Below are 23558 nucleotides of genomic sequence, written 5' to 3' on the forward strand. Positions count from 1 at the left end.
GGCTTCTACCGGGGCGGCAGTCACGCCACGAGCCGACCTCGCGGCGAATGAGGGCCGGGAAGCATCGGGCTCCGTGGCGAGCGTCCGACAAGGTCGTGTCCCGGCCGCCTCAGTTGCCTGTTTCGCGGCGACGGTTGCCGCCGACCATGGTCGTGCCGATGTCCTGGCCAGGAGGCACCCAAAGTGCACGAGCATCAACTAAATGGGTGTTTGCGGCCTGCTCTTCAACATCCCCGGCAACGGTGCACAGCGGCCAAAGGTCGCCGACGACCACCAGGGTAGCCGGCAGAGAGCGCGTCCCGCCGAACTGCAGATGAGGCGGATCTGGCCCGAACATCATTCGGTCGACTAATCGACCCGAGCGCCCATCGGCCACGCGGGACGTGCTCGATAAGGGTGGGTCCGCACGGGTCGGCGGGAGCAGGCCCACGAGGCTCCTCGCGAGCTGGCCGGCGACCAGGAGTACTGGGTAACGGTCGTAGAGCAGCTAGGCGAACCGCGTTCCACCTGGTCGATCACCGCGACCGCGCAAATGATTCAGCCTGCTCAAGCAATGTCACTGCCTGGCCACCCCGTTACGACAACTCGCCATCGTCTACCGATCTGCGGACATCTTCCACGCGGTGGTCACCTGGCCGAAAACATTGTCAGACACTCCCTACGCCGCTCGCCGAGTAGCTTCCCAGCGCTTGAACAGGTCAAAGCCCACGGCCACGCCGCTGACCGCGAGATTCTGCACAGACGACAAGCCGTGGTCGCGGCCACCTGCTCTTGCTCAACGAAGACGAACGAGCCGTTGATGAGCTCCCAGCCTTCCCAACAGACGGCGTCGAGAGCCTCGCCCGATCGCCCGCCGTGGTGTCTTCCAGCACTTCGACAAAGCTCTGGAACACCTCATTACCTCGGCTGTATCCTGCGCGTGCTCGGCCGACCGGCAACCGTTCGAAGGTTGCTGCTCCTGCTCTTCCGACAACGCCGGTTGCTCGCCGCATGCACGCGTGCCCCGATCGGCATTCTTCGCTTCCGCTTCTCCTGTCGGCTTCTGCTGAACAGTGACACCTGCGACCTCTGAGTTCTTCAGCACCCATCCGGCTAAGCTGCCGGTATCGGTGCTCGGGTGCCGGTGGTTACAGGTACCTGGTGAGGGGCGAGCCGGAGCCCGCCCCTCACCCGCTGGTCAGCCGCGGGTCCAGCTCTGGGCCGCGCTCTGGTTGCAGTCGTAGATCTGCAGTTGCGTCCCGTCCACCGTGGTGCTGTTCGGGTCGTCCAGGCACTTGCCGGACTGCGGGTTCACCAGCGCTCCCGCCGTGCCCGCCTGCCACTTCTGCGCGCCCGAACCGTTGCACTGCCACAGCTGGACCTTCGTGCCGTTGACCGTGCCGCTGTTGCTCACGTCCAGGCAGCCGCCCTGGGCCTGCAGGGAGCCGTCGGGGGCGGAGAACCACTTCTGCGCGCCGCTCGAGTTGCACGTGTACAGCTGGGCGTGCGTCCCGTTCGCCGTGCCGCTCGTGGCGACGTCCAGGCACTTGCCCGCCAGGCCCGACGTCACCGGGCCGAGGTGCGGCAGTGTGCCGCCGTAGGACGGCGGCGGGTTCGACGCCGCCCACGACGTGTTCGCCGACGTGCCGAGCGTGAAGGCCAGCGTGCCGCCCGAACCGAGAGCCGACGTCGGGGCGTACGCGTTGTTCCACGCTCCGCCGTTCCACGTCGCGCTCTGGACGTACGGGGCGTTGTCCGCCGCCGCCGGGGCGTTGACCGTCAGGGTGTTGCCGCTCGGCAGGCTGACCACCGCCTGGGTGAACAGCGGGCTGCCCAGCGCGAGGTCGGCCGTGCCCGGGGTCATCGGGTAGAAGCCCAGCGCGGAGAAGACGTACCACGCGCTCATCGCGCCCAGGTCGTCGTTGCCGGCCAGGCCGCCGGGGGCGTCCGTCCAGATCTGGTCCTGCACCTGGCGGACGACCTTCTGCGTCTTGTACGGCTGCCCGACGTAGTCGTACTCCCACGGCAGCTCGAGGCTCGGCTCGTTGCCGAGGTCGGCCTGGCTGCCGCCGCTGCCGTGGAACCCGGCCAGCACGCTGTCGAGGTAGCTGATCAGCGACGCGTTGCCACCCCGTGCCGCCGCGAGCCCGGCGACGTTGAACGGCACCATGCCGGTGTACTGCCACGACGTGCCCTCGACGAAGTTCGAGCCGCTCGCCGGGTTGAAGCCGGCCGTCCAGCCGCCGCCCGCGTCCTTGGGCTGCATGAATCCGCTGGCCGGGTTGAAGGTGTTCTTCCAGTTCTGCGCGCGGCCGGCGTAGAACGCCTGGTTCGCGGTGTCCCCCAGCGCCCCGGCGAATGCCGAGAGCGCGAAGTCCGCCGTGTCGTACTCCAGCTGCGTCGAGACCGGGCCGTAGAAGTTGCAGCACTGGTAGGTGCCGTTGGCCGGCAGGTAGCCCGGCGCGTTCGTGGCGTTGAGCCCCGGCCGGATGTTGTTGGCCGCGCTCGCCTCGTGCAGCATCGCCTGCAACGCCGCCGAGGTGTCGAAGTTCTTCGCGCCGAAGGCGTAATAGCTCGCGAGGATCGCCGTGCCCGGATCACCGACCATCACGTACGTCTCGCCGTTGTTCTGCGCCCACTTGGGCAGCCCGCCGCCCTGGGCGTAGTCGGCGATCATCGACTGCGCGATGTCGCTCGTCTGCGTTGGCGCCACCAGGGCGGTCAGCTGCGCTTGCGTCCGGTAGATGTCCCAGCCGGAGAAGTTCGCGTACTGCGCCGAATGTCCACTCGCGACGGTGTGCACCTGGTTGTCGAACCCGATGTACTGGCCGTTGCTGTCGGAGAAGACGTTGGGGTGCAGCAGCGAGTGGTACAGCGCGGTGTAGAAGACGCGCTACTGCGCCGTGGTCCCGCCGGCGACCTGGATCTTGCCGAGCATCGCGTTCCACGCGTTGTGCGCGGCGGTGTGGGTGGCGTCGAAGTCGAACGCGGGGATGTCCGCGGCCCGGTTCGCGACGGCGTTGGCCACCGAGACGTAGGAGACGCCGACCTTGGCCTGCACGGTCCGGTTGGTCGTCGTGTCGAACCGGACGTACGAGCTGCCCGGGCCGGCGGCCGGGGCCGCCGGAGCCGCCGCGACCTTCGAGGTGCCGTGCATCTTGTCCGGAGACGCCTTGGGCGTCGCGGCCGGGGCCGCCGCCGTGCCGCTGGTGCTGAACGGCCGGTCGAAGACCAGGTCGAAGTAGAGCGTGTAGGTGAACCCGGCGCCGCAGAAGTGCCCGGAGGTGACCGAACCGGACACCTCGGTCGGGCTGACCACCGTCCACGTCTGGTTCGAGGTGCCGTTCTGGCTGCCGTTGAGCTTGAAGAGCAGGTTCGCCTGGGACGTCGACGGGAACGTGAACCGGCTGATCCCGGACCGCAGCGCGGTGGTCAGCTCGGTCTTGACACCGTTGTCGAGGCCCACGGAGTAGTACCCCGCGTCGGCGGTTTCGTTCGCGTGGGAAAAGGAGTCCGTCGCGCCGGTGTTGACCGCGCCCACCGTCGGCAGAATGGGGACGTCACCGTCGGCACCGCAGCCCGGACCGGACAAATGCGTCAAACTGAAACCGGTGATCGAGGAGTCCTTGTATTCGTACCCGCCGCCGTCCGGGCGGCTGGGCGTGTCGGGACTCCACTGCACCATGCCGAACGGAACGTCGGCGCCGGGGAAGTCATCGGCGGCATTGGAGGTGCCGATGAAGGGGTTCACGACGGACGCGGGATCGGCGACCAGTGTCGCCGCGGAAGCGGAAATGGGGATCAAGCCGGCCATGGCCAGCACGGAAGCGGCGGATAACCGCATGAGGGAACGCAAGACCATGTCACTTGTCCTTCACCGTTGAGCACAAGTACTTGAGCTATGCGTTTCGAAACGGTCCTCGTGGGCTGACACCGTTGTCAACGGTCCGTGGTGATCCTGTCGCGTTCCGGACACGACCGGGTGAAGCCGATGACTTTTCCGGCCGCCGTCGTCAGTACTGAAGTCCGCGAATCACTCAAGGAGACACCCCATGGCGAAACTGCTCTACGGCTTCAGCATGTCCCTCGACGGCTTCCTCGCCGGCCCCGGCGGCGACATGTCCTGGCTGACGCCGTACCTGCGCCCCGACCCGGCGGTCGACGAGCTGATCCCGCGGATCGGCTCCCTGCTGGTCGGACGGCGGACGTTCGGCGGCGACGACCCCCACCGCGGCGACCCCGAGCGTGAGGGCAAGGCCTTCGGCGGCGGCTGGGAGGGCCCGCAGTTCGTGCTCACCCACCGGCCGGCCGCGCCGGTCCCGGACGTCACCTTCGTCGGCGACCTGCACGAGGCCGTCGACGCGGCGAAGGCGGCCGCGGGCGACAAGTACGTCAACGTCCTCGGCGCCGACGTCGCCCGCCAGTGCCTCGAAGCCGGGCTGCTCGACGAGATCCTGGCGATGCCGGTCCCGGTCCTGCTCGGCGACGGGATCCGGATCTTCGACCACCCCGGCGGCAAGACCGTCCCGTTGGAGCAGCTGGCGCCGAACTGGTTCCGGGTGGTCCGCTAGGGCCGCATCCCGAAGGACGGGCGGCCGAGCAGCTTCGGGAGCACGGCGTAGGCGTCCGGCACCCAGTCGCACAGCCGGGCGCGGGTCTCGCGGGGGTCGATGACGTCCTCCACCGAGAACCGCTCGGCCGTGCGGAAGGGCGAGCGGACGGCGTCGAGGCGGGCACGGATCTCCTCGATCCGTGCCTCCCGGTCGTCGGCCGCGTCCAGTTCCGCGCGGTAGGCGGCCTCGATACCGCCTTCGACGGGCAACGAGCCCCAGTCGCCCGAGGGCCACGCCCAGCGCCGGACCAGGCGGTGGCGGTTGGTCTGGCCCGCGCCGCCGACGCCGAACACGCGCCGCACGATCACCTCGGCCATCGGCACCCGCGCCTGGTAGACCGCGGTCACCGCGCGGGCGCCGTGGCGGATCGCGCCCGCGCGTTCGGCCGCCGCCCCGATCACCATGCCGGCCTGGTCGGTCAGCGAGACCAGCGGCAGGTGGAACGTCTCGCAGAGGTCGACCAGGCGCGTCATGACGTCGGCGCCCTCGGGCGTCAGCGTCGCGCCGCGGTACGGGTCGGTGGCGAGCACGCCGACCGGATGTCCGTTCAACCGCGCCAATCCCGCGTACGCCGAACCGCCCGACACGGCGTAGTCGAACACCGAGCCTTCGTCGAAGACGCCCTCCAGCAGCGGCCGCAGCCGGTAGGGGTGACGCCGGTTGCGCGGGACGAGCGAAAGCAGCGCCTCCTCGCGCCGGTCCACCGGGTCGCCGGTGGACCCGACCGGCGGCAATGAGTCCACAGAGGACGGCAGGTACGACAGGAACCGCTTGAGTACCGCGAAAGCTTCGGCCTCGGACGCCACGATCCGGTCGACCGCGCCACTGCGCCGGTGGATGGCGGCCCCGCCCAGTTCCTCCTTGGTGAGGTCCTCCCCCGTCGCGTGCTTCACCACCGGCGGCCCGGCGACGAACAGCTGCGCGGCGTCTTCGACGAGCACGCACAGGTGCGACATCACGGCCCGCGCGGCGCCCAGCCCGGCCACCGGGCCGAGGCACGCCGCGACGACCGGCACCGTGGACAGGTTGTCCACCACCAGGTCCCAGCCGGGATTCACCGGGACGTAGGTGAACCCGTGCTGCTCCAGCATCTTGACGCTGCCGCCACCGCCGGTGCCCTCGATCAGGCGCACCATCGGCAGGCGGAGCTCGTTGGCCAGCCGCTCGGCGTAGACCTGCTTCTCCATGATCGCCGCGTCGGCCGCGCCGCCGCGCACGGTGAAGTCGTCGCCGCCGATCGCGACGCGGCGCCCGTCGAGCCGAGCGGTGCCGATGACGAAGTTGGCCGGCGTGAACGACTCGAGCTCGCCGTCCACATAGGACGCCGTGCCGGCCAGCGCGCCGATCTCGTCGAAGGTGCCGGGGTCGGCGAGCGCCGCGATGCGCTCGCGGACGGTCGAGCGTCCGGCCGCGTGCTGGCGGGCCACCTTCTCCGGCCCGCCCATCCGCTCGGCCAGCGCGCGCCGCCGCGCGATCTCGCCGACCTCCGGCTCCCAATTCAACGCTGGTCCAGTGCCTGCTCGACCTTGCGCTGCAGCTTGTTCATCCCGCCGAGCCACCGGTCGGTGTCGGTGGCGCGCGCGGCGTAGTACCCGGCGACCTCCTCGTGCGGCAGCACCAGGAACCGCTTCTCCTCGATCGCCTTGAACAGCGCGTCCGCGACCTGCTCCGGCTCGATCGCCGACGCGCCCATCAGCAGCTGCCCGGCGGTGCCGGTGCTCTCCAGCATCGCCGTGCGCACGCCCTGCGGGCAGATCGCCTGCACGGTCAGGCCGCGGTGCCGGTAGGTCGCCGACAGGTATTCGGCGAAGGCCAGCGCGCCGTGCTTGGTCACCGAGTACGGCGCCGAGCCGAGGCTGGTGAGCAGCCCGGCGGCGGAGACCGTCGCGATGAAGTGGCCCTGGCCGCGCTCGAGCCACGCGGGCAGCAGCAGGTTGGCCGCGCGGACGTGCGCCATGACGTTGACGTCCCAGGTGCGCGCCCAGACCTCTTCGGGGCTTTCCGGGCCGCCGAACGGCGCGATCCCGGCGTTGGCGCAGAAGACGTCGATCTCGCCGAGGGTCTCGCGCGCGCTCTCGACCAGCTTCGCGACGCCGTCGACACTCGCGACGTCGCCGACGAAGGCCGTCGCGCCGATCTCGGCCGCGACCTCGCCGACCTTGTCGCCGTCGAGGTCCGCGACGACGATCCGGGCGCCATCCGCGGCGAAGCGGCGGGCCAGCGCGGCCCCGATGCCGCCGCCCCCGCCGGTGACGACAACGCCGGTCACAGGCCACCGCCCAGGGTCACGCCGCCGTCGAGGACCATCGTCTGGCCGGTGATCCAGCCCGCGTCGTCGGACAGCAGGAACGCCACCGCGCCGGCGATGTCGGACGGCAGGCCGAGGCGCTTCATCGGGTACGCCGAGGCGACCTCCTCTTCGCGGCCTTCGTAGAGGGCGGTCGCGAACTTCGTCTTGACCACGGCCGGGGCGACGGCGTTGACCCGGATCTTGGGGCCCAGCTCGGCGCCGAGCTCGACGGTCAGCCGGATCAGCGCGGCCTTGCTCACCCCGTACATCCCGATGCCGGGAGAGGCGCCGAGGCCGGCGACGGAGGCGACGTTGACGACGGCGCCGCCGTGCTCGCCCATCCACGCGTCGCGGGCGCGCTTGGTCCAGCCGAGCGGCGCGAGCACGTTGACGCCGAGGATCTTGGCCGCGGCGCCCGGGTCGATGTCGAGCGTCGGGCCGTAGACCGGGTTGATGCCGGTGTTGTTGACCAGGTAGTCGAGCCGGCCGAAGGTCTCGATCGTCTTCGCGACGGCTTCGTCCTGGTGGTCGGTGTCGTCGGCCTTGCCCGGCACGAACATCGCGACGTCCGGGCCGCCGAGGGAGTTGACGGCCTCTTCCAGGGCTTCGGGCTTGCGCGCGGTGATGCACACCTTGGCGCCGCGTTCGACGAGCGTCTTCGCGATGCCGAGGCCGATGCCCCGGCTGGCCCCGGTGACGATCGCGACGCGATCCTTGAACGAGTTCACGGCAGTGTGTCTCCTTCGACGGTTGCCCGGAACATACTAAGCGGTCGGTTGTCGGTGCCATTATGCGCGATCCGCCCGCGTCCTCAAGACCGCGCGCGTCACACGCGGCGCTCAGCTCAGCTCGTAGTGCACCAGCTGCGCACCGCCGGTGGCGTAGTTCGCGACATCCGCGGAGACCGCTTTGCCTTCCTCCGACCCCAGCGCGGCGGCCATGGCCTCGGCCGACTCGAAGTCGCCGTGGAAGACCGCGAAGTACGGGCTGGGCGCGCCCAGGCCCTCGACGTCGAAGGCGTGCTGCATCCGGACCAGGCCCGGGAGCTTCGCCGCCAGCGGCAGGTGGACGCGGACGTAGTGGTCGCGGAAGTGCGCGGGATCGGCGGGCGGCGGGTAGAGAACGGTGAGCCGGTGCACGGGCAGTCCTTTCAGCGAGGGGAGACGGCCTGCCGAGCGGGACCGGCGACCGCCTCCAGGACAGTAGCGAAGGACGTCTCCCCCAGCCCGGCGGCGGCGCTCAGTCAGCGGGCCCGGCGCCGGCCTTCGGTGCGTCCGGCACGACGACGAGGCTGACGACGCGCCGGACGCGGCCGTCCCTGGCGTGGCCCATCCGCGAGACGACCGCCCGCTCGATCTCCTCGACCAGCACGTCGAACTCGTCTTCCGTCAGCCACACCGCCGCCTGGCGGTAGACCACGCCGTCCGCGACCGGATCGGCGTCCTCGTGGGCGAGGTAGCGGTCGAAGTCCCCCATCAGCGACGCCGCGAACGTCGTGTACGCCCGCAGGTGCTCCTCCTTCGACATCGCCGCGCGCGCCGCGGGGTCGACCACTGCCTCCTCCTTGCGCACGCGGTAGCTGCGCTCGGTCGTGCCGCGCACGCGCCGCTCTTCGGCCACCTCCAGCACGCCCGCCTCGGCCAGCACCGCGATCTGCCGGTACATCGTGGCCGGCGCGATGTCGGGGATGCGCTCACGCAGCTGCGCGGTGGTCAGCGGGTCGGCGTCGAACAGCGCTTGCAGGATGCGCATCCGGACGGGGTGCAGGAGAAGGTCCGCGGTCGCCATGGACGAATGTTCTCACATACGATACCGTTCTCGCCGTTGAGAACATTCGCAAGATCGAGAATATTAGGGGGACGGACGTGCGTGAGGTCGACATGACGGTGACCGGGGACGACGGCCTGCGGCTGGCCGGCACCCTGGCCCGGCCCGCGGGTCCGGGACCGCACCCGGCCGCCGTGCTGCTGCACGGGTCCGGGCGGCTGGACCGCGACGGCAACACCACCCGGCTGCGCGCGGACACCGGACCGGCGCTGGCCGCCGCGCTCGCGGAGGCCGGGATCGCCACGCTGCGCTACGACCGGCGCGGGGTCGGCGCCACCCCCGGTGACTGGCGTGCGGCCGGGTTCACCGACAACCGCCGCGACGGGGCCGCCGCCGTGCGCGCCCTGGCCGAGCGTCCCGAGATCCGCTCGGACGCCGTCGCCGTGGTCGGGCACAGCGAAGGCGCCGTCCACGCCATGGCCCTGGGCACGCGGCCGGACGTCGCCGCGGTGGTGCTGCTGGCCGGGTTCGCCCGCCTCGGCGAAGACGCCTTGCGCTGGCAGGCCGCGAACATCGTGCGCGAGCTGCCAGGATTCGTGCGGCCGGTCGTGCGAGCCGTCGGGAGGCGGCAGCTGGCCCGGATCAAGGCCGGGAGCACGCGCGTGGACGGGAAGCCGGTGAACGCCCGGTGGGTGCGGGAAATGCTCGCGCACGACCCGCGCCCGGAGCTGGCGGCCATCCGGGTTCCCGTCCTCGCGATCACCGGCGGCAAGGACGTCCAGGTCGACGCCGCGGACCTGGCCGAGATCCGCCGGCTCGTGCCCGGCCGAGCCGAGGTCCACCGGATCGACGACCTCACCCACCTGCTGCGCCGCGACCCCGGCGCCGCGTCGGTGCGCTCCTACCCCCGGCTGCTGCGCCGGCCGGTCGACCCCGGCCTGCTCTCCCAGGTGTCCGGCTGGCTCGCCGCCGAACTCTCCTGACGAACCCGCACTTCCGCATTGTCTCCGGGCTCGGTGCTGCCCATTTTCGAAGGAACGGAAACCAGTGACCACCACCTCCCCCACCCGGCGGAAAACCGGCCTCGCGCTGTTCTGGGCCGTCACGTTCACGACGAGCTGGGCCTGCTGGCTCGTCGCGATCCTGCTCGGCGGATCACCGCTGAGCCCGCCCACGGCGATCCCCTACCTGCTCGGCGGGTTCGGCCCGGTCGTCGGCGCGATCGTGCTCCGCGTGCGCCGGGCCCGCCGCCGCGAAGACGCCCCGGCGCACGCGGTGAGCTCCCGGCCGGGCGTGCGGTGGCTCTGGGTGGTGCCCCTGCTGGCGCTGGCCTCGGCCACCGTGGTGGCCGCCGCGTACCTCGCGGACGCCCTCGGTGGTCCCGCCCCGAGCCTGACCGCGGGGAAGGACCTGATCACGACCCTCGGCGGGCCCGTGCCGTTCGTCGTCGGCATGCTGATCGGCGGCCCGCTGGCCGAGGAACCCGGCTGGCGCGGCACGGCGTACCCGCGCCTGCGCGCGTCGATGGGCCGCCTTCAAGCCGGGTTGCTGCTGGGTGTCGTGTGGGCGGTGTGGCACCTGCCGCTGTTCTTCGTCGCCGGCACCGTCCAGTCGTCGTTCGGGCTGGTCAGCTGGAGCGGGCTGCTGTTCACCCTCAGCGTCGTCCCGATGGCGCTGCTGACCTGTTACGCCTACGAACGCGCCGGGGTCGTGGCGTCGATCGCGGTCCACTTCGGTGTCAACACGACCGTCGCGCTGCTGACCGCCACCGCGCCGATGACGCAGGCGCTCGTGCTGGCGGTGCAGCTCGTCGTCGTGCTCGGGTTGCTCGGCCGCGCTCCTCAGCGCAGTTCCTCGACGGCGGATTTCAGGCCCGCCAGGGCCGCGCGGTAGAACCGGGGCCCGTAGGACACCCGGGCCACGCCCAGCTCGCGGAGCGCGGCCAGGTCGAGCCGGTCGCCGGTGTTGCCGTTGACCGGGCCGGGCAGTTCGGCGACGAGGGTGGCCAGGTCGCGGCGCTCGCGGACGCCGATCGGGTAGACGCAGTCGGCGCCGGCCTCCAGGTAGAGCCGGCCCCGGCGGACCGTTTCCGCGACGCGGTCCGGCTCGGGGATTCCGCTGGCGGGCAGGAAAGCGTCGACGCGGGCGTTGATCACGATCGGAACGCCGCGTTGCGTCGCGGCGGCGCGGACCTCCGCGAGCCACGCGGCGTGCGCGCCGGCGTCGGCCAGGCCGCCGGCGCGGTGGTCGGTGTCCTCCAGGTTGCAGCCGGCCGCGCCGATCTCCAGCAACCGGTCCACCAGCTCCCCCGGCGCCAGGCCGTAACCCGCCTCGGCGTCCACCGTGACCGGGACCGGAACGGCCCGGGCGATCCGCCCGGCCGCGGCGAACATCTCCCGCCAGGGCGCGCCTTCGCCGTCGGGGTGGCCGAGCATCGCCGAGATGGCGGCGCTCGCGGTGGCGACCACCGGGAACCCCGCTTCGGCCACGATCACCGCGCTGGCCGCGTCCCACGCGTTGGGCAGCACCAGCATCGGGCCGCTGTGCAGCACGCGGAGCTTTTCGGCGTGGGCCTTCAGGTCCGTCTCACTCATCGTTTCTTCTCCTCCTCGGATTCCAAGCACGCGTCGTGGGGCGGCCTGCGGTCGCCGTCCCGCGGCGCTCTCGGACGTACGGACACCGCCGGCGCCGGAAAGTGGGCGGGGGTCAGCCCGGAAGGACGCGGGGCAGCCCGAACGACGGGAGGACGTCGTTGTCGAAGCGGGTCAGGGCGCTGATCCGGTCGCCGGCGATGCTGAGCACGAGCAGGCCGGCGCCGTGCCGGCGGCCGCTGTCCGGGTCGCGCAGGTAGGTCCCGAACGCCGGCTGGCCGTTCGCCCGCGCCGGCACGAGGTGGTAGGCCCGGTGCCGGAGGATCCCGGCGAAGAAGCGGGCCACGTCCTCGCGGCCGTGGTACTCGAGCGGGATCGGCGGCATGGAGACGCGGACGTCGGCGGTGAGCAGCGCGACCAGCGCGTCGACGTCCCCGGCGGAGTAGGCCTGGACGAACTTCGCCACGAGGGCCTGCTCGGCCGGAGAGCCGGGCGCGGGCGGCGGATCCTGCGGACGGAGCCGCAGGCCCGCCCGGGCGCGTTTCAGGGCGCTGGTGACCGATTCGACCGTCGAGCCGAGCATCTCGGCCACCTCGTCGGCGTGGTAGCCGAGCACCTCGCGCAGGATGAGCACGGCGCTCTGGCGCGCGGGCAGGACCTGCAACGCCGTCACGAAGGCCAGCGAGACGGCTTCGGCCTGCTCGTAGCTCGCCTCGGGGCCGGGCGCGGCTTCGAGGAGGTGCTGGGGGTAGGGCTCCAGCCAGACGATCTCGCCGAGCCGGGACGGCGCGGGCGGCTCGAACTGCGGGACGTCCCACTCCTTGGCCGGGCGCCGGCCGGCCGAGCGGAGCGCGTTGAGGCACCGGTTCGTGGCGATCCGGTAGAGCCAGGTGCGGACCGACGCGCGGCCCTCGAACCCGGCGAGGCCCTGCCACGCGGACAGCAGCGTGTCCTGCAGGGCGTCCTCGGCGTCCTGAAACGACCCGAGCATGCGGTAGCAGTGCACGTGCAGCTCCCGCCGGTAGGGCTCGGTCAGCTCGCGGAACGCGCTGCCGTCCCCCGCCCGCGCCCTGGCGACCAGTTCGGTTGACACTCCCTCACCCTTCCACCCGTCTCGTGTCCCGGCTCCCGTACGGACACCGGCCACGCCGAAAACTGGGCGCCGGAACCGCTGGTTCAGGCTGCGAGTTGAGTGCACGCCTGTACACTCAATTGCCATGGTGTCCACCATCTGGTCCAACGAGGTCGTGACCGCCGGCCGTGCGCGGGGTGGTCGTTGATGGCCGAAGTAGGGATGCGTCCTCCGGCTTCGCCGTTGCGGCGGCGGGCGTTGCGCGCCGTGCGGTGGCTGTTCACGCCGCTGCGCCCGGACGACTACCTCGAACTGATCAACCCCCTGTGGTCGACGCGGGAGCTGCGCGGCCGGGTCGAGCGCGTCGAGCCCGAACGGGGCGAGGCGGCCACCGTGCTGATCCGGCCGGGGTTCGACTGGGTCGGGCACCGGCCCGGCCAGTACGTGCGGCTCGGGGTGGTCATCAACGGCGTCCACCACTGGCGCGCGTACTCGCTGACGTCGAGCCCCGACCGCGCGGACGGCCTCATCTCGGTCACCCCCAAGAAGGTCGACGGGGGTGTCGTCTCGCCGTACCTGGTCGAGCGGGCGCGGCCCGGCGAGGTCGTGCGGCTCGGCGAGGTCGAGGGGTCCTTCACCCTGCCGGACCGGCTCGAGCGCGGCCTGCTGTTCGTCACCGCGGGCAGCGGCATCACGCCGGTGATGAGCATGCTGCGGCACCTGGACCCCGGGCCCGGCCTGCGCGACGTCGTCCACGTGCACTCGGCGCGGGAGGAGGACGGCGTCACCTTCGGGGAAGAGCTGGCCGCGCTCGAAAAGCGGCACGAGGGGTTCCGCCTCGAGCTGCGCATCACCAGCCGCGACGGCCGGCTCACCCCCGCCGACCTGGACACCCTGTGCCCGGACTGGCGCGAGCGGGACACCTACACCTGCGGCCCCGGCGAGCTGCTCGACGCGCTGCAGGCGCACTGGAAGCGCCACGGCGACGTCGACCGCCTGCACCACGAACGGTTCCAGCCGATCGTCGGCGGTGACGCCGCCGAAGGGTCCGGTGGCACCGTGCGGTTCGCGCACCGCAACGTCGAGGCGGACTGCCCGCCCGGCACGCCGATCCTGGCCGCCGGGGAGAAGGCGGGTGTCGACATGCCGTTCGGGTGCCGGGTCGGGGTCTGCCACACCTGCGTGCTGCCGATCCGGGACGGCCGGATCCGCGACCTGCGCACCAACGTCGTCAGCCAGCTGAACAACGAGATCGTGCGCACCTGCGTGCACGGTGCCGAAGGCCCGGTAACCGTCGAACTCTGAGCGAGGAAAGGAACTCATGCCCACGCAGAACACCCTGTCCCCCGAAGTCGCGCACCCGTTCGCGCACCTGAGCGCGGACCAGCTCGACGAGCTCGCCCGCGAGTTCGACGCCATCCACGACCAGGTCCGCGCCGACCTGGGTGAGCGCGACCGCCGCTACATCAAGGGCGTCATCAAGCTGCACCGCCAGATCGCGGTGGCCGGCCGGGCGCTGCTGCTCGGCTCCCGGTCGAAGCCGGCGTGGCTGATGGGCACCGGCTGCCTGGCGTTCGCGAAGATCCTGGAGAACATGGAGATCGGGCACAACGTGCTGCACGGTCAGTGGGACTGGATGAACGACCCGTACATCCATTCGTCCACATGGGACTGGGACACCGCCTCGACGGCGGCCGCGTGGAAGCACTCCCACAACTTCATCCACCACACGTACACGAACATCCGGGGCAAGGACAAAGACCTCGGGTACGAGATCATGCGCATCGACCCGCACCAGAAGTGGCACCCGGCGTACCTGGCGCAGCCGTTGTACAACCTGCTGCTGATGGCCTTCTTCGAATGGGGCGTCGCCGTCCACGACCTCGACGTCGAGGCCATCCGCGCGGGCGAGAAGCCGATGAAGGACGTGTGGCACGACATCAAGGGGATCTCGGGCAAGGCCCGCGACCAGATCCTGAAGGACTACGTCGGCTGGCCGCTCGTGAGCGCGCTCGCCGCCACGGCCGTGGGGCGGCTCATGAAGCCCGAACCCCGGTCCCGGCTGCGGGTCCTGGCGGACCGCGCCGGTGGCCGGCGCCGGAAGGGCGCGGTGCGCGCCCAGCTCGAGGCGATCCGCACGGAGGGCGGCGGCACGTTCGCCGCGACGTTCTGGGCGAACTTCACCGCGAACATCATCCGCAACCTGTGGGCGCACTCGATCATCTTCTGCGGCCACTTCCCCGACCAGACCTACACGTTCAGCCAGGAAGAGGTACGGGACGAAACCCGCGGCGGCTGGTACGTCCGGCAGCTCGTCGGCGCGGCGAACATCACCGGCTCCCCGTTCTTCCACCTGATGAGCGGGAACCTCGGCTACCAGGTCGAGCACCACCTGTTCCCGGACATGCCCAGCAGCCGCTACGCCGAGATCGCCCCGCAGGTCCGGGAGATCTGCCGCCGCTACGGCCTGCCGTACAACACCGGGCCGCTGTCGAAGCAGCTCGGCACCGTGCACCGCACGATCCTGCGGCTCGCCTTCCCCGGCGGGAAGGCCCGCCCGAAGCCCGGCCCGTACCGCGGTGACGAAGTGGAGCGCGCCGCCTGAGCTCGTTCGGCGGCGCAAACCGTTGCGCCCGCGGACAAGACCGATCACCGGACAGCTTCGCCGACGTTCCTTGACTTCCCGCCCGTCCGGGACTTCGCTGGAACGAAGGCGCTCGACAACGTTGTCACCTTGTCCGAAGGAGCACCGCCATGCGCGGCCGCACGTTCCGCCGGTTCCTCCTCCTGGTCTTGTCCGCCCTGCTGACCACGACGACCCTGGTGGTGACCGCGACGCCCGCCGGCGCGGCCACCACCATCGCCGTCAACGGCGGCAGCACCGGGCGCACCTTCGACGGTGTCGGCGCGATCAGCGGCGGTGGTGGCAACTCCCGCCTGCTGATCGACTACCCGCCCACCCAGCGGGCGCAGATCCTCGACTACCTGTTCAAGCCCGGTTACGGCGCCGCCGTGCAGCTGCTGAAGCTGGAGATCGGCGGGGACGCGAACTCCACCGACGGCGCCGAACCCAGCCACCAGCACGTGCGCGGCGAGATCAACTGCAACGCCGGTTACGAGTTCTGGCTCGGCGAGCAGGCGGTCGCCCGCAACCCGGGGATCAAGCTCGTCGCGCTGCCCTGGGCCGCGCCGGGCTGGATCGGCGGCGGGAACTTCTGGTCCCAGGACATGATCGACTACGACATCTCCTGGCTGGACTGCGCGAAGCAGCACGGCCTGACGATCGGCTACCTCGGCGGCTGGAACGAACGCGGCCACGACAAGACCTGGTACGAGAACCTGCGCGCCGCGTTGAACTCCCACGGCTACGGCGCCATCCAGATCGTCGGCGACGACACCGGCTGGAACACCGCCGACGACATGCGCTCCGACAGCGGGTTCAACGCCGCGGTCGGCGTGGTCGGCTCGCACTACCCGTGCGGCTACCTCTCGGACGCGACGACGTGCGCGTCGTCCGCGAACGCCGTCGCGACCGGGAAACCCCTGTGGGCCAGCGAGTTCGGCTCGCAGGACTTCAACACCGGTTCGGCCGCCTACATCCGCACCATCACCCGCGGCTACCTCGACGGGCAGATGACCGGGTTCATGAACTGGCCGCTGGTGGCCGCGCTGTACTCGAACCTGCCCTACAGCACGGTGGGGCTGGCGACCGCGAACACCCCGTGGTCCGGCACCTACGCGCTCGGGAAGAACCTGTGGGCCAACGCGCAGGTCGCCCAGTTCACCCAGCCCGGCTGGAAGTTCCTCACCGGCTCGGCGAGCGGCTACCTGGGCGGCAACCGCGCGAACGGCAGCTACATCTCCCTGAAGCCCGCCAGCGGCACCGACTACTCGACGATCTACGAGACCACCGGCGCGACGGCCGCCCAGACCGTGAACGTCACCGCTTCGGGCGGGCTGACCACCGGCACCGTGCACGTCTGGTCCACCGACCTCGGCTCGTCGAACCCGGCCGACTACTTCGTCAAGCAGGCCGACGTCACCCCGGCGTCCGGGTCGTATTCCCTGACCCTGCAACCGAACCGGATCTACACGGTCACCACGACCACCGGCCAGGGCAAGGGCACCGCGGCCAGTCCCCCGGCCGGGAACCTGGGCCTGCCCTACTCCGACAACTTCGACGGCTACAGCACGCACAGCGCCGCGAAGTACTTCTCCGACATGCAGGGCTCGTTCGAAGCACGACCGTGCACCGACGGGCGCGGCGGGCAGTGCCTCCAGCAGATCGCCCCGGTCCGGCCGATCAACTGGCAGGACGACAGCGACGCCTTCACCCTCGCCGGCGATCCACAGTGGAGCAACTACACCGTCGGCACGGACGTCGACATGAAGCAGGCCGGCACCGTCACCCTGCTCGGCCGGGCCAACACCCAGAACCGCCCGCAGAGCCACCAGGCGGCCTACCAGCTGCGCGTCGCCGACACCGGCGCGTGGTCCATCGCGAAGAACAGCAGCGGCGGCGTCCTCACCACCCTCACGTCCGGCTCGCACGCGGCGCTGGGCCTGAACACCTGGCACAACGTCAAGCTCGGCTTCAGTGGCAACCAGATCACCGCGAGCCTCGACGGGGCCACGCTCGGCAGCGTCACCGACACGGCGTTCACCACCGGCCTCGCCGGGGTGGGTGTCGTGGGCTACCAGACGAACCTCTTCGACAACTTCTCCGTCACCCCGAACGCGGACGGCAACCTGGGCGGCATCCTCAAGGGCCAGGAGTCGGGGCTGTGCGCCGACGTCCCGGCCGCGAGCCAGGCCAACAGCACCGCCGTCGCGCTCTGGGACTGCACCGGCGGCGCCAACCAGAGCTGGACCGCGACCCCGGCCCACCAGCTGATGGTCTACGGCACCAAGTGCCTGGACGCCCGCAGCAGCGGCACGGCGGACGGGACCGTCGTCCAGATCTACGACTGCAACGGCAGCGGCGCCCAGCAGTGGACCGTCAACCCGGACGGCACGGTCGTCAACACCGGGTCGGGCAAGTGCCTCGACGCGACCGGGCACGGCACGGCCACCGGCACCGCGCTGGTGCTGTGGGGCTGCAACGGCGGCGCGAACCAGAAGTGGGCGCGCGCCGAAACCACCGGCATCCTGAAGGCCGAGGAGTCGGGCAAGTGCGCCGACGTCCCGGCGGCGAACCAGGCCAACGGCACCGTCCCGGCGCTGTGGGACTGCAACAACGGCACCAACCAGGCCTGGACGTCCACCACGAGCAACCAGCTCAAGGTCTTCGACACCAAGTGCCTCGAAACCGCCGGCGGCGGCACGGCCGACGGGACCGCGGTCCAGATCTACGACTGCACCGGCGCCGCCACCCAGCAGTGGCGGGTGCAGAGCGGCGGCGCGGTCGTCAACGCCGGGTCGGGCAAGTGCCTGGACGTGACCGGCCACGGCACCGCCAACGGCACCCCGTTCGTCATCTGGACCTGCACCGGGGCCGCCAACCAGCGGTGGTCGCGTGGCTGAGTGCGGCCGCCGGGGCAACGCGGCTGCACGACTGACCCTCATATACGTCTAGACCATTGACCCGCTGAGTGGCACAGGCTTACCGTCGGCTTCTGCTCCCTCGACGATCTTCGGCCCCGTGAAACCCCGTTCGGCCCGCTCCAGAGTTCCGAGGTGTCCGCGCCCCTCGTGATGGTCGCGCGCCGACGACGTCGTCACGTCCGGCCTTCGGGATTCGATCCGGAGCCATCCACCCTGGACAAAGGAGTCGCCGGTGCGCACTCGAAGAAAACTGACCGCGATCATCGCCGCCCTCGCGGCGGTCGCGGCGCTGGCCGTGTCCGGCGGCGCCACGCCCGCCGCCGCGTCCGGCCCCGCGCTGCTGCCCCTGTCCGTCACCAACAACACCGGCCGCGCGGACGCCGTCTACCTGTACGTCCTCGGGGTCAACCTGAACACGGGCAGGCTCGGCTACGTCAACGCCGGCGGCACCTTCACCCCGTGGAGCGGCGGCGGCAATCCGCCGACCCCGGCGCCCGACGTCTCCATCGCCGGCCCCGGCAACGGCGGCACCACGACGATCCAGGTGCCCCGCTACATCTCCGGGCGCGTCTACTTCTCCCTCGGGCAGCGCCTGAACTTCTACCTCACGCCGGACGGCCTCGTCCAGCCGGCGCCGTGGGCCGGCGGTGACTCGAACCGCGACATCCTCTTCGACTGGAGCGAGTTCACCTACAACGACGCCGGCCTGTGGCTGAACAGCTCGCAAGTGGACATGTTCGCCGTCCCGCACACGGTGAGCGTCACGACGAGCTCGGGCGCGGTGAACTCGACCGGCACCCTGGTGGCCAACGGGCGTGACAACGTCATCAACGGCATCAAGGGCCAGTCCGGCTGGGGCGGTTCCGTCTACACCCGCTCGGACGGCACGGTGCTGCGCGTGCTGGCGCCGGGCAAGGCGGCCGACGCGGGTCAGCTCAGCACCACCTACCTCGACCCGTACATCAACTCCGCCTGGAACGCCTACACGGGCAAGACGCTGACCGTCGTCCCGTTCGGCGACCAGCCGAACACGAAGTACTTCGGCCGGACGTCGGGCAACGTCATGAACTTCACCAACACCGCCGGTCAGCAGGTGGCCTCGTTCACCAAACCGTCCTCGGCCAACGTCTGGGGCTGTGACGGCGCGCTGGCCGCCCCGAACGACCAGGTCGTCGGCCCGATCTCCCGCACGCTGTGCGCTGCCCTCAACCGCGGCACGCTGGGCACGATCGACACCCAGCCGAGCACCAACCCCGGCGACTTCTACAAGAGCAACCCCACCAACCAGTACGCGCGGCTGGTCCACGCGAACATGGCCGACGGCAAGGCCTACGCGTTCGCCTTCGACGACGTCGGCAACTTCGAGTCGCTGGTGAACGACGGCAGCCCCCGCGCCGCGGGCATCACGCTGAACAGCTTCACCGGCGGTGGCGGCACCACCCCGCCGCCGACGTCGGGCAACCGCGTCATCAGCGACTGGAACGGCAAGTGCATCGACGTGCCGTCCCAGAACTTCGCCGACGGCGTGCACCTGCAGACCTACGGCTGCAACAACACGATCGCCCAGGACTGGACGTTCACCGGCGGCACGCTGCGCACGCAGAACAACATGTGCATGGACGTCGCCTGGGGCTCGACGGCGAACGGGGCGGTCATCCAGATCGCCACGTGCAGCGGCAACGCGGCCCAGCAGTTCGTCCTGTCCGCGGCGGGTGACCTGGTCAACCCGCAGGCGAACAAGTGCGTCGACATCCAGGGCTGGAACGGCAACGACGCGGCACCCCTGGTCCTGTGGGACTGCACCGGTGGCGCGAACCAGAAGTGGCACCGAGGCTGATTCCCGGCCTTGCCGAAGAGGGGACCGCGAGTGCGGTCCCCTCTTCGGTGTCCGGACTCCTTTCGCACCGGCATGGCAGAGTCGGGTGGTGAGCACACCACCAGGACGCGATGAGAACGAGCATCCCGAACGGCTGGACCGGGTCCTCACCACCCGCGCGATCGTGGTCGCCGGGCTGGTCGTGGTGGTCCTCTCGGTCAGCACGCTCTGGCTGCTGCTGGTGCTGTTCGGCACCGGTACCCCGGCCGACCAGGCCCGGCTCGACGTGTTCCGGGCGACCGGCAACGTGGTGCTCGGTGCCGGCGGGGCCGTGGCGCTGCTCCTGGCCGCCCGCCGGCAACGGCTGGGCGAGCTGGACCTGCGCCGCAAGGAAGCGGAACTGGCACAGCGGGAACACGCGCAGGACCACGTCGAGCGGGTGGCCGCGGACAACCGGGCACACCAGCTGCGACTCGGGGACGACGCGGCCGTCGACGCGGTGGAACGCCGGATCACCGAGCTGTACACCAAGGCGGCGGACCAGCTGGGATCGGAGAAGGCGCCGATCCGGCTCGCCGGTCTCTACGCGCTCGAACGGCTCGCGCAGAACACTCCCGGTCAGCGGCAGACGATCGTCAACCTCCTGTGCGCCTACCTTCGTCTGCCGTACACGCTCCCGGACGGCAAAGCCGGGGATCCCGCGAACCACCAGGAACTCGAAGTCCGCGGAACCGCGCAGCGCATTCTGGCCGACCACCTCTTCCCCGGCGACGATCCCGGGGTCGAGCGTCCCGAGTACTGGCCGGGCATCACCCTCAACCTCACCGGCGCGCTGCTGTACAACCTCGACTTCCGAGGCTGCCGGACGGGCAACGCCCGGTTCGGCGGCGCGCGGTTCGTCGGCTGGACCCGCTTCCAGGACGTCTCGTTCGGCGGCTACTCGATCTTCGGCGGCGCGACCTTCGACCGATCGGCGAACTTCACCAGGACCCGGTTTCACGGCGCGGCCCTGTTCCGTGGCGCGCGATTCCGCAACGGCGCCATGTTCGACGGCGCCCGGTTCACCGGTGACGCGCTGTTCGGCGGGGTTCGCACCATCGACGGCGTGGCAAGTCCGGATGGCGCCGTCTTCGGCGGCCTCGTGTCTTTCGCCGGAGCGACTTTCGAACGGGGTGTCGTGCTCGAGCACGCCCAGGTGACGAGTGACACCGCCGACCACGTGTGGCCCGCCAGCTGGAAATTGTCCGCCGAGGGGTCACCCAGGACCGTTGTCGCCGATCCGTAGCCGGACTCTTTCGCAATGGCAACTATCCCGGATAGCCTGTCTGCTCGACCGCCGAGCAAAGGAGTCTCGTGACTTCAGCAGGGCACGCACCGGACATCCTGTCTCCGGAGTTCGCCGCCGATCCGTACAGCGCTTACGACGTCATGCTCGAGCATTCACCGGTGATCTGGCACGAAGGAATGCAGAGTTACATCATCTCGCGTTACGACGACGTGTCCCGTGCCTTCAAGGAAAGCGCGTTCACCACCGAAAACTACGGCTGGCAACTCGAGCCGGTGCACGGCCGGACCATCCTGCAGATGAGCGGCCGCGAGCACTCGATCCGCCGCGCGCTGGTGGCGCCCGCGTTCCGGGGCAACGAGCTCGAGCAGAAGTTCCGCCCGGTGATCGAACGGAACTCAGCGCAGCTCATCGACGTCTTCCGCGGGCGCGGATCGGCGGATCTCGTCACGGACTACGCGCGTCATTTCCCGATCAACGTCATCGTTGACATGCTGGGGCTGGACCAGAGCGACCACGCCCGGTTCCAGCGCTGGTACAGCGCGATCATCGCCTTCCTCGGCAACCTCAGCCAGGACGAAGCCGTCACCGCGGCCGGTCTGCAAACCCACGACGAGCTCGCCGCGTACATGATCCCGGTCATCCGCGACCGCCGCGCAAACCCCGGCGACGACCTGCTTTCGGCCCTCTGCGCCACCGAAGTCGACGGCACCACGATGAGCGACGAGGACATCAAGGCCTTCGTCAGCCTGCTGCTGGCCGCCGGCGGCGAGACCACCGACAAGGCGATCGCCAGCCTGTTCCGGAACCTGCTGGAAAACCCCGAGCAGCTCGACGCCGTGCGCGCGGACCGCAGCCTGATCCCGAAGGCGTTCGCCGAAACCCTGCGTCACACCCCGCCGGTGCACATGATCATGCGCCAGCCCGCGGAGGCCGTCGAAATCGGTGGCGAGACGATTCCCGCCGGCAGCACGGTCACCTGCCTGATCGGCGCCGCGAACCGCGACCCGCGCCGGTTCGCGAACCCCGGCGCATTCGACATCTTCCGCACGGATCTCCCGACGGAGACCGCGTTTTCGGCGGCGGCGAGCCACCTTTCCTTCGCGCTGGGCCGGCACTTCTGCGTCGGTGCGCTGCTGGCGAAGACCGAGATCGAGGTCGGCGTCAACCAGCTGCTCGACGCCATGCCGGACCTGCGGCTCGCCGAAGGCACGGTGCCGGCCGAACAAGGGGTGTTCACCCGGGGACCGGCGTCCCTGCCGGTGACCTTCACCCCGGCCTAGGTCCGGAGCCGAGGCACCCGCCCTCTCCGTGGTCCGTGAAGGCCAGGCGGATTCATGCGGTGGTTGCAACACCTGGTGTCTGCTGATCTAACAGTAGCTTCGTGAGGACCTCGGTTGGTGTCCGCCAGCCGAGGGTCTCCCGCGGCCGCCCGTTCAGCTCCGCCGCCACCCGCACCAACTCCGCCGCGTCGTGCTGGGACAGGTCGGTGCCTTTCGGGAAATACTGCCGGAGCAGCCCGTTGGTGTTCTCGTTGCTGCCCCGCTGCCACGGCGAATGCGGATCACAGAAGTAGATCTGCAACCCGGTGTCGAGGGTGATCTTCCGGTGCTGGGCCATCTCTTTGCCCTGATCCCAGGTCAGCGATCCCAGCAGCAGCGGCGGCAACGTCGCGATCATCTCGGTCATCGCGGCTGCGACGGTGGCCGCGTCCCGGCCGTCGGGCAGGTGCAGCAGCATCACGAACCGGGTCTGCCGTTCCACCAGCGTCCCGATCGCGGACCGGTTGTCCTTGCCCAGGATCAGGTCACCTTCCCAATGCCCCGGAACCGCCCGGTCGGCGACCTCGGCGGGCCGCTCGGAAATGTTGACCATGTCCTGGATCCCGCCCGACGGGCGTTCCCGCCGGGCCTGGGCTTGGCGTCGGGGCATCCGCAACGCTCGCCCGGTCCGCAGCGCCGTGGTGAGTTCGCGGCGCAGCGCACCTCGGCTTTGGACGTAGAGGGATTGGTAGATCGTTTCGTGTGACACCCGCATCTCCGGCCGGTCAGGGAAATCCAGGACCAGTCTCTCGGAGATCTGCCGGGGCGACCACTTACGGTCCAGTCCGGCCTGCACGATCGCTCGCAGTACCGGATCGGCGGCCAGCTTCGCGGGTTTGGGGCGTTTCGCGCGGTGTTCGGCGCGGTGCTGGGCGCTGCTGGCCCGGTAGGCCCCGGTCAGGCCGGTGTTGCGGGCCAGTTCCCGCGACACGGTCGAGGCCGGGCGTCCGATCGCTCGGCCGATGGCGCGGGGGCCGTGGCCTGCGGCGGTGAGGCAGGCGATCTCGTCCCGTTCGGCGATGCTCAACCGGACCGGGCCAGGCCGGCGGGGTGCGTTGCTGATCACCCCGCCAGCTTGGCGGAACAGCCGGACCCCGGTGGTCGGGGGGGGGGGGGGGGGGGGGGGGGGGGGGGGGGGGGGGGCCCCGGGGGGGGGGGGCCCCCCCCCCGGCGGGGGGGGGCCGGGGGCCCCCCCCCCCCCCCCCCCCCGGGGCGGCGCGGGGCGGGGCCCGGCGCCCCCCGCGGGGGGGCCCCCGGGGCCGGCCGGGGCCCCGCGCCG

The 23558-nt window shown here is 70.8% G+C and carries 18 protein-coding genes and 1 pseudogene; 9 read left to right on the forward strand and 10 right to left on the reverse strand.

Features of this window, described 5'->3' with window-relative positions; all coding sequences use genetic code 11:
• Positions 1-109: 109 nt before the first annotated feature.
• Together ACGFMK_RS24400 and ACGFMK_RS24405 are read right to left on the reverse strand one after the other, a co-directional pair.
• Complete coding sequence (locus tag ACGFMK_RS24400) at positions 110-274, reverse strand: hypothetical protein (RefSeq protein ID WP_392767296.1); 165 nt, start codon at positions 272-274, stop codon at positions 110-112.
• Between the two features lie 903 nt (positions 275-1177).
• A pseudogene (locus ACGFMK_RS24405) lies at positions 1178-3841 on the reverse strand (lectin).
• 190 nt (positions 3842-4031) lie between these two features.
• On the opposite strand from ACGFMK_RS24405, the gene ACGFMK_RS24410 reads away from it, so the two are divergent.
• Positions 4032-4550 carry a dihydrofolate reductase family protein gene (locus tag ACGFMK_RS24410; protein WP_392767298.1) on the forward strand — a complete coding sequence of 173 codons (519 nt, stop codon included), beginning with the start codon at positions 4032-4034 and terminating at the stop codon, positions 4548-4550.
• Here the strand turns inward: ACGFMK_RS24410 and ACGFMK_RS24415 are convergent.
• The 5 genes from ACGFMK_RS24415 to ACGFMK_RS24435 all read right to left on the reverse strand — a co-directional run bounded on the left by ACGFMK_RS24415 (position 4547) and on the right by ACGFMK_RS24435 (position 8670).
• Complete coding sequence (locus ACGFMK_RS24415; RefSeq protein ID WP_392767301.1) at positions 4547-6094, reverse strand: acyl-CoA carboxylase subunit beta; 1548 nt, start codon at positions 6092-6094, stop codon at positions 4547-4549. The two genes, ACGFMK_RS24410 and ACGFMK_RS24415, sit on opposite strands and share 4 nt — an antisense overlap.
• Entirely contained in the window at positions 6091-6861 is a 771-nt protein-coding gene (locus ACGFMK_RS24420) for an SDR family oxidoreductase (protein ID WP_392767303.1), read from the reverse strand. Before ACGFMK_RS24420 ends, ACGFMK_RS24415 begins: the two co-directional genes overlap by 4 nt.
• The gene (locus tag ACGFMK_RS24425; protein WP_392767306.1) at positions 6858-7610 is read right to left on the reverse strand and encodes an SDR family oxidoreductase; all 753 of its coding nucleotides are present in this window, start codon (positions 7608-7610) and stop codon (positions 6858-6860) included. Before ACGFMK_RS24425 ends, ACGFMK_RS24420 begins: the two co-directional genes overlap by 4 nt.
• Positions 7611-7721: 111 nt before the next feature.
• Complete coding sequence (locus tag ACGFMK_RS24430; RefSeq protein WP_392767309.1) at positions 7722-8021, reverse strand: EthD family reductase; 300 nt, start codon at positions 8019-8021, stop codon at positions 7722-7724.
• A 100-nt stretch (positions 8022-8121) separates the two neighbouring features.
• Complete coding sequence (locus ACGFMK_RS24435; protein ID WP_392767311.1) at positions 8122-8670, reverse strand: helix-turn-helix domain-containing protein; 549 nt, start codon at positions 8668-8670, stop codon at positions 8122-8124.
• A 77-nt stretch (positions 8671-8747) separates the two neighbouring features.
• Between ACGFMK_RS24435 and ACGFMK_RS24440 the strand changes: the two genes are divergently transcribed.
• On the forward strand, positions 8748-9632 hold the full coding sequence (locus ACGFMK_RS24440; RefSeq protein ID WP_392767314.1) for an alpha/beta hydrolase family protein: 885 nt from the start codon (positions 8748-8750) through the stop codon (positions 9630-9632).
• Between the two features lie 64 nt (positions 9633-9696).
• Positions 9697-10542, forward strand: coding sequence for a CPBP family intramembrane glutamic endopeptidase (locus tag ACGFMK_RS24445; RefSeq protein ID WP_392767317.1), 846 nt, complete (start codon positions 9697-9699; stop codon positions 10540-10542).
• Here ACGFMK_RS24445 and ACGFMK_RS24450 read toward each other — a convergent pair.
• Both ACGFMK_RS24450 and ACGFMK_RS24455 read right to left on the reverse strand, forming a co-directional pair.
• Complete coding sequence (locus ACGFMK_RS24450) at positions 10491-11243, reverse strand: isocitrate lyase/phosphoenolpyruvate mutase family protein (RefSeq protein ID WP_392767320.1); 753 nt, start codon at positions 11241-11243, stop codon at positions 10491-10493. The two genes, ACGFMK_RS24445 and ACGFMK_RS24450, sit on opposite strands and share 52 nt — an antisense overlap.
• A 112-nt stretch (positions 11244-11355) precedes the next feature.
• Positions 11356-12333 (reverse strand): sigma-70 family RNA polymerase sigma factor, encoded by a 978-nt coding sequence (locus tag ACGFMK_RS24455; RefSeq protein WP_392767322.1) that lies wholly within the window; start codon positions 12331-12333, stop codon positions 11356-11358.
• Positions 12334-12519: 186 nt separating this feature from the next.
• Between ACGFMK_RS24455 and ACGFMK_RS24460 the strand changes: the two genes are divergently transcribed.
• From ACGFMK_RS24460 to ACGFMK_RS24485, 6 genes are all read left to right on the forward strand, one after another.
• On the forward strand, positions 12520-13617 hold the full coding sequence (locus ACGFMK_RS24460; protein WP_392767325.1) for a ferredoxin reductase: 1098 nt from the start codon (positions 12520-12522) through the stop codon (positions 13615-13617).
• A gap of 16 nt (positions 13618-13633) precedes the next feature.
• On the forward strand, positions 13634-14917 hold the full coding sequence (locus ACGFMK_RS24465; RefSeq protein ID WP_392767328.1) for a fatty acid desaturase family protein: 1284 nt from the start codon (positions 13634-13636) through the stop codon (positions 14915-14917).
• A gap of 149 nt (positions 14918-15066) precedes the next feature.
• Positions 15067-17835, forward strand: a complete 2769-nt coding sequence (locus ACGFMK_RS24470; protein ID WP_392767330.1) for a ricin-type beta-trefoil lectin domain protein — start codon at positions 15067-15069, stop codon at positions 17833-17835.
• Positions 17836-18088: 253 nt separating this feature from the next.
• Positions 18089-19693, forward strand: a complete 1605-nt coding sequence (locus ACGFMK_RS24475) for a beta-1,3-glucanase family protein (protein ID WP_392767333.1) — start codon at positions 18089-18091, stop codon at positions 19691-19693.
• A gap of 88 nt (positions 19694-19781) precedes the next feature.
• Complete coding sequence (locus tag ACGFMK_RS24480) at positions 19782-20957, forward strand: pentapeptide repeat-containing protein (protein ID WP_392767336.1); 1176 nt, start codon at positions 19782-19784, stop codon at positions 20955-20957.
• A gap of 68 nt (positions 20958-21025) precedes the next feature.
• Positions 21026-22240, forward strand: a complete 1215-nt coding sequence (locus ACGFMK_RS24485) for a cytochrome P450 (protein ID WP_392767339.1) — start codon at positions 21026-21028, stop codon at positions 22238-22240.
• Positions 22241-22292: 52 nt separating this feature from the next.
• Here ACGFMK_RS24485 and ACGFMK_RS24490 read toward each other — a convergent pair whose 3' ends face one another.
• Positions 22293-23345: an IS30 family transposase gene (locus tag ACGFMK_RS24490; RefSeq protein ID WP_392767341.1), complete on the reverse strand. Its 1053-nt coding sequence runs from the start codon at positions 23343-23345 to the stop codon at positions 22293-22295.
• Positions 23346-23558: the final 213 nt, after the last annotated feature.

It is taken from the genome of Amycolatopsis sp. NPDC049252 (genome assembly GCF_043197175.1).
Taxonomy (GTDB): domain Bacteria; phylum Actinomycetota; class Actinomycetes; order Mycobacteriales; family Pseudonocardiaceae; genus Amycolatopsis.

What these genes read in the sequence shown, in the direction of transcription:
- ACGFMK_RS24410 (WP_392767298.1), top strand. Translation starts at nt 4,032, where the DNA reads ATGGCGAAACTGCTCTACGGCTTCAGCATGTCCCTCGACGGCTTCCTC.
- ACGFMK_RS24435 (WP_392767311.1), bottom strand. Translation starts at nt 8,670, where the DNA reads ATGGCGACCGCGGACCTTCTCCTGCACCCCGTCCGGATGCGCATCCTG.
- ACGFMK_RS24450 (WP_392767320.1), bottom strand. Translation starts at nt 11,243, where the DNA reads ATGAGTGAGACGGACCTGAAGGCCCACGCCGAAAAGCTCCGCGTGCTG.
- ACGFMK_RS24460 (WP_392767325.1), top strand. Translation starts at nt 12,520, where the DNA reads ATGGCCGAAGTAGGGATGCGTCCTCCGGCTTCGCCGTTGCGGCGGCGG.
- ACGFMK_RS24465 (WP_392767328.1), top strand. Translation starts at nt 13,634, where the DNA reads ATGCCCACGCAGAACACCCTGTCCCCCGAAGTCGCGCACCCGTTCGCG.
- ACGFMK_RS24470 (WP_392767330.1), top strand. Translation starts at nt 15,067, where the DNA reads ATGCGCGGCCGCACGTTCCGCCGGTTCCTCCTCCTGGTCTTGTCCGCC.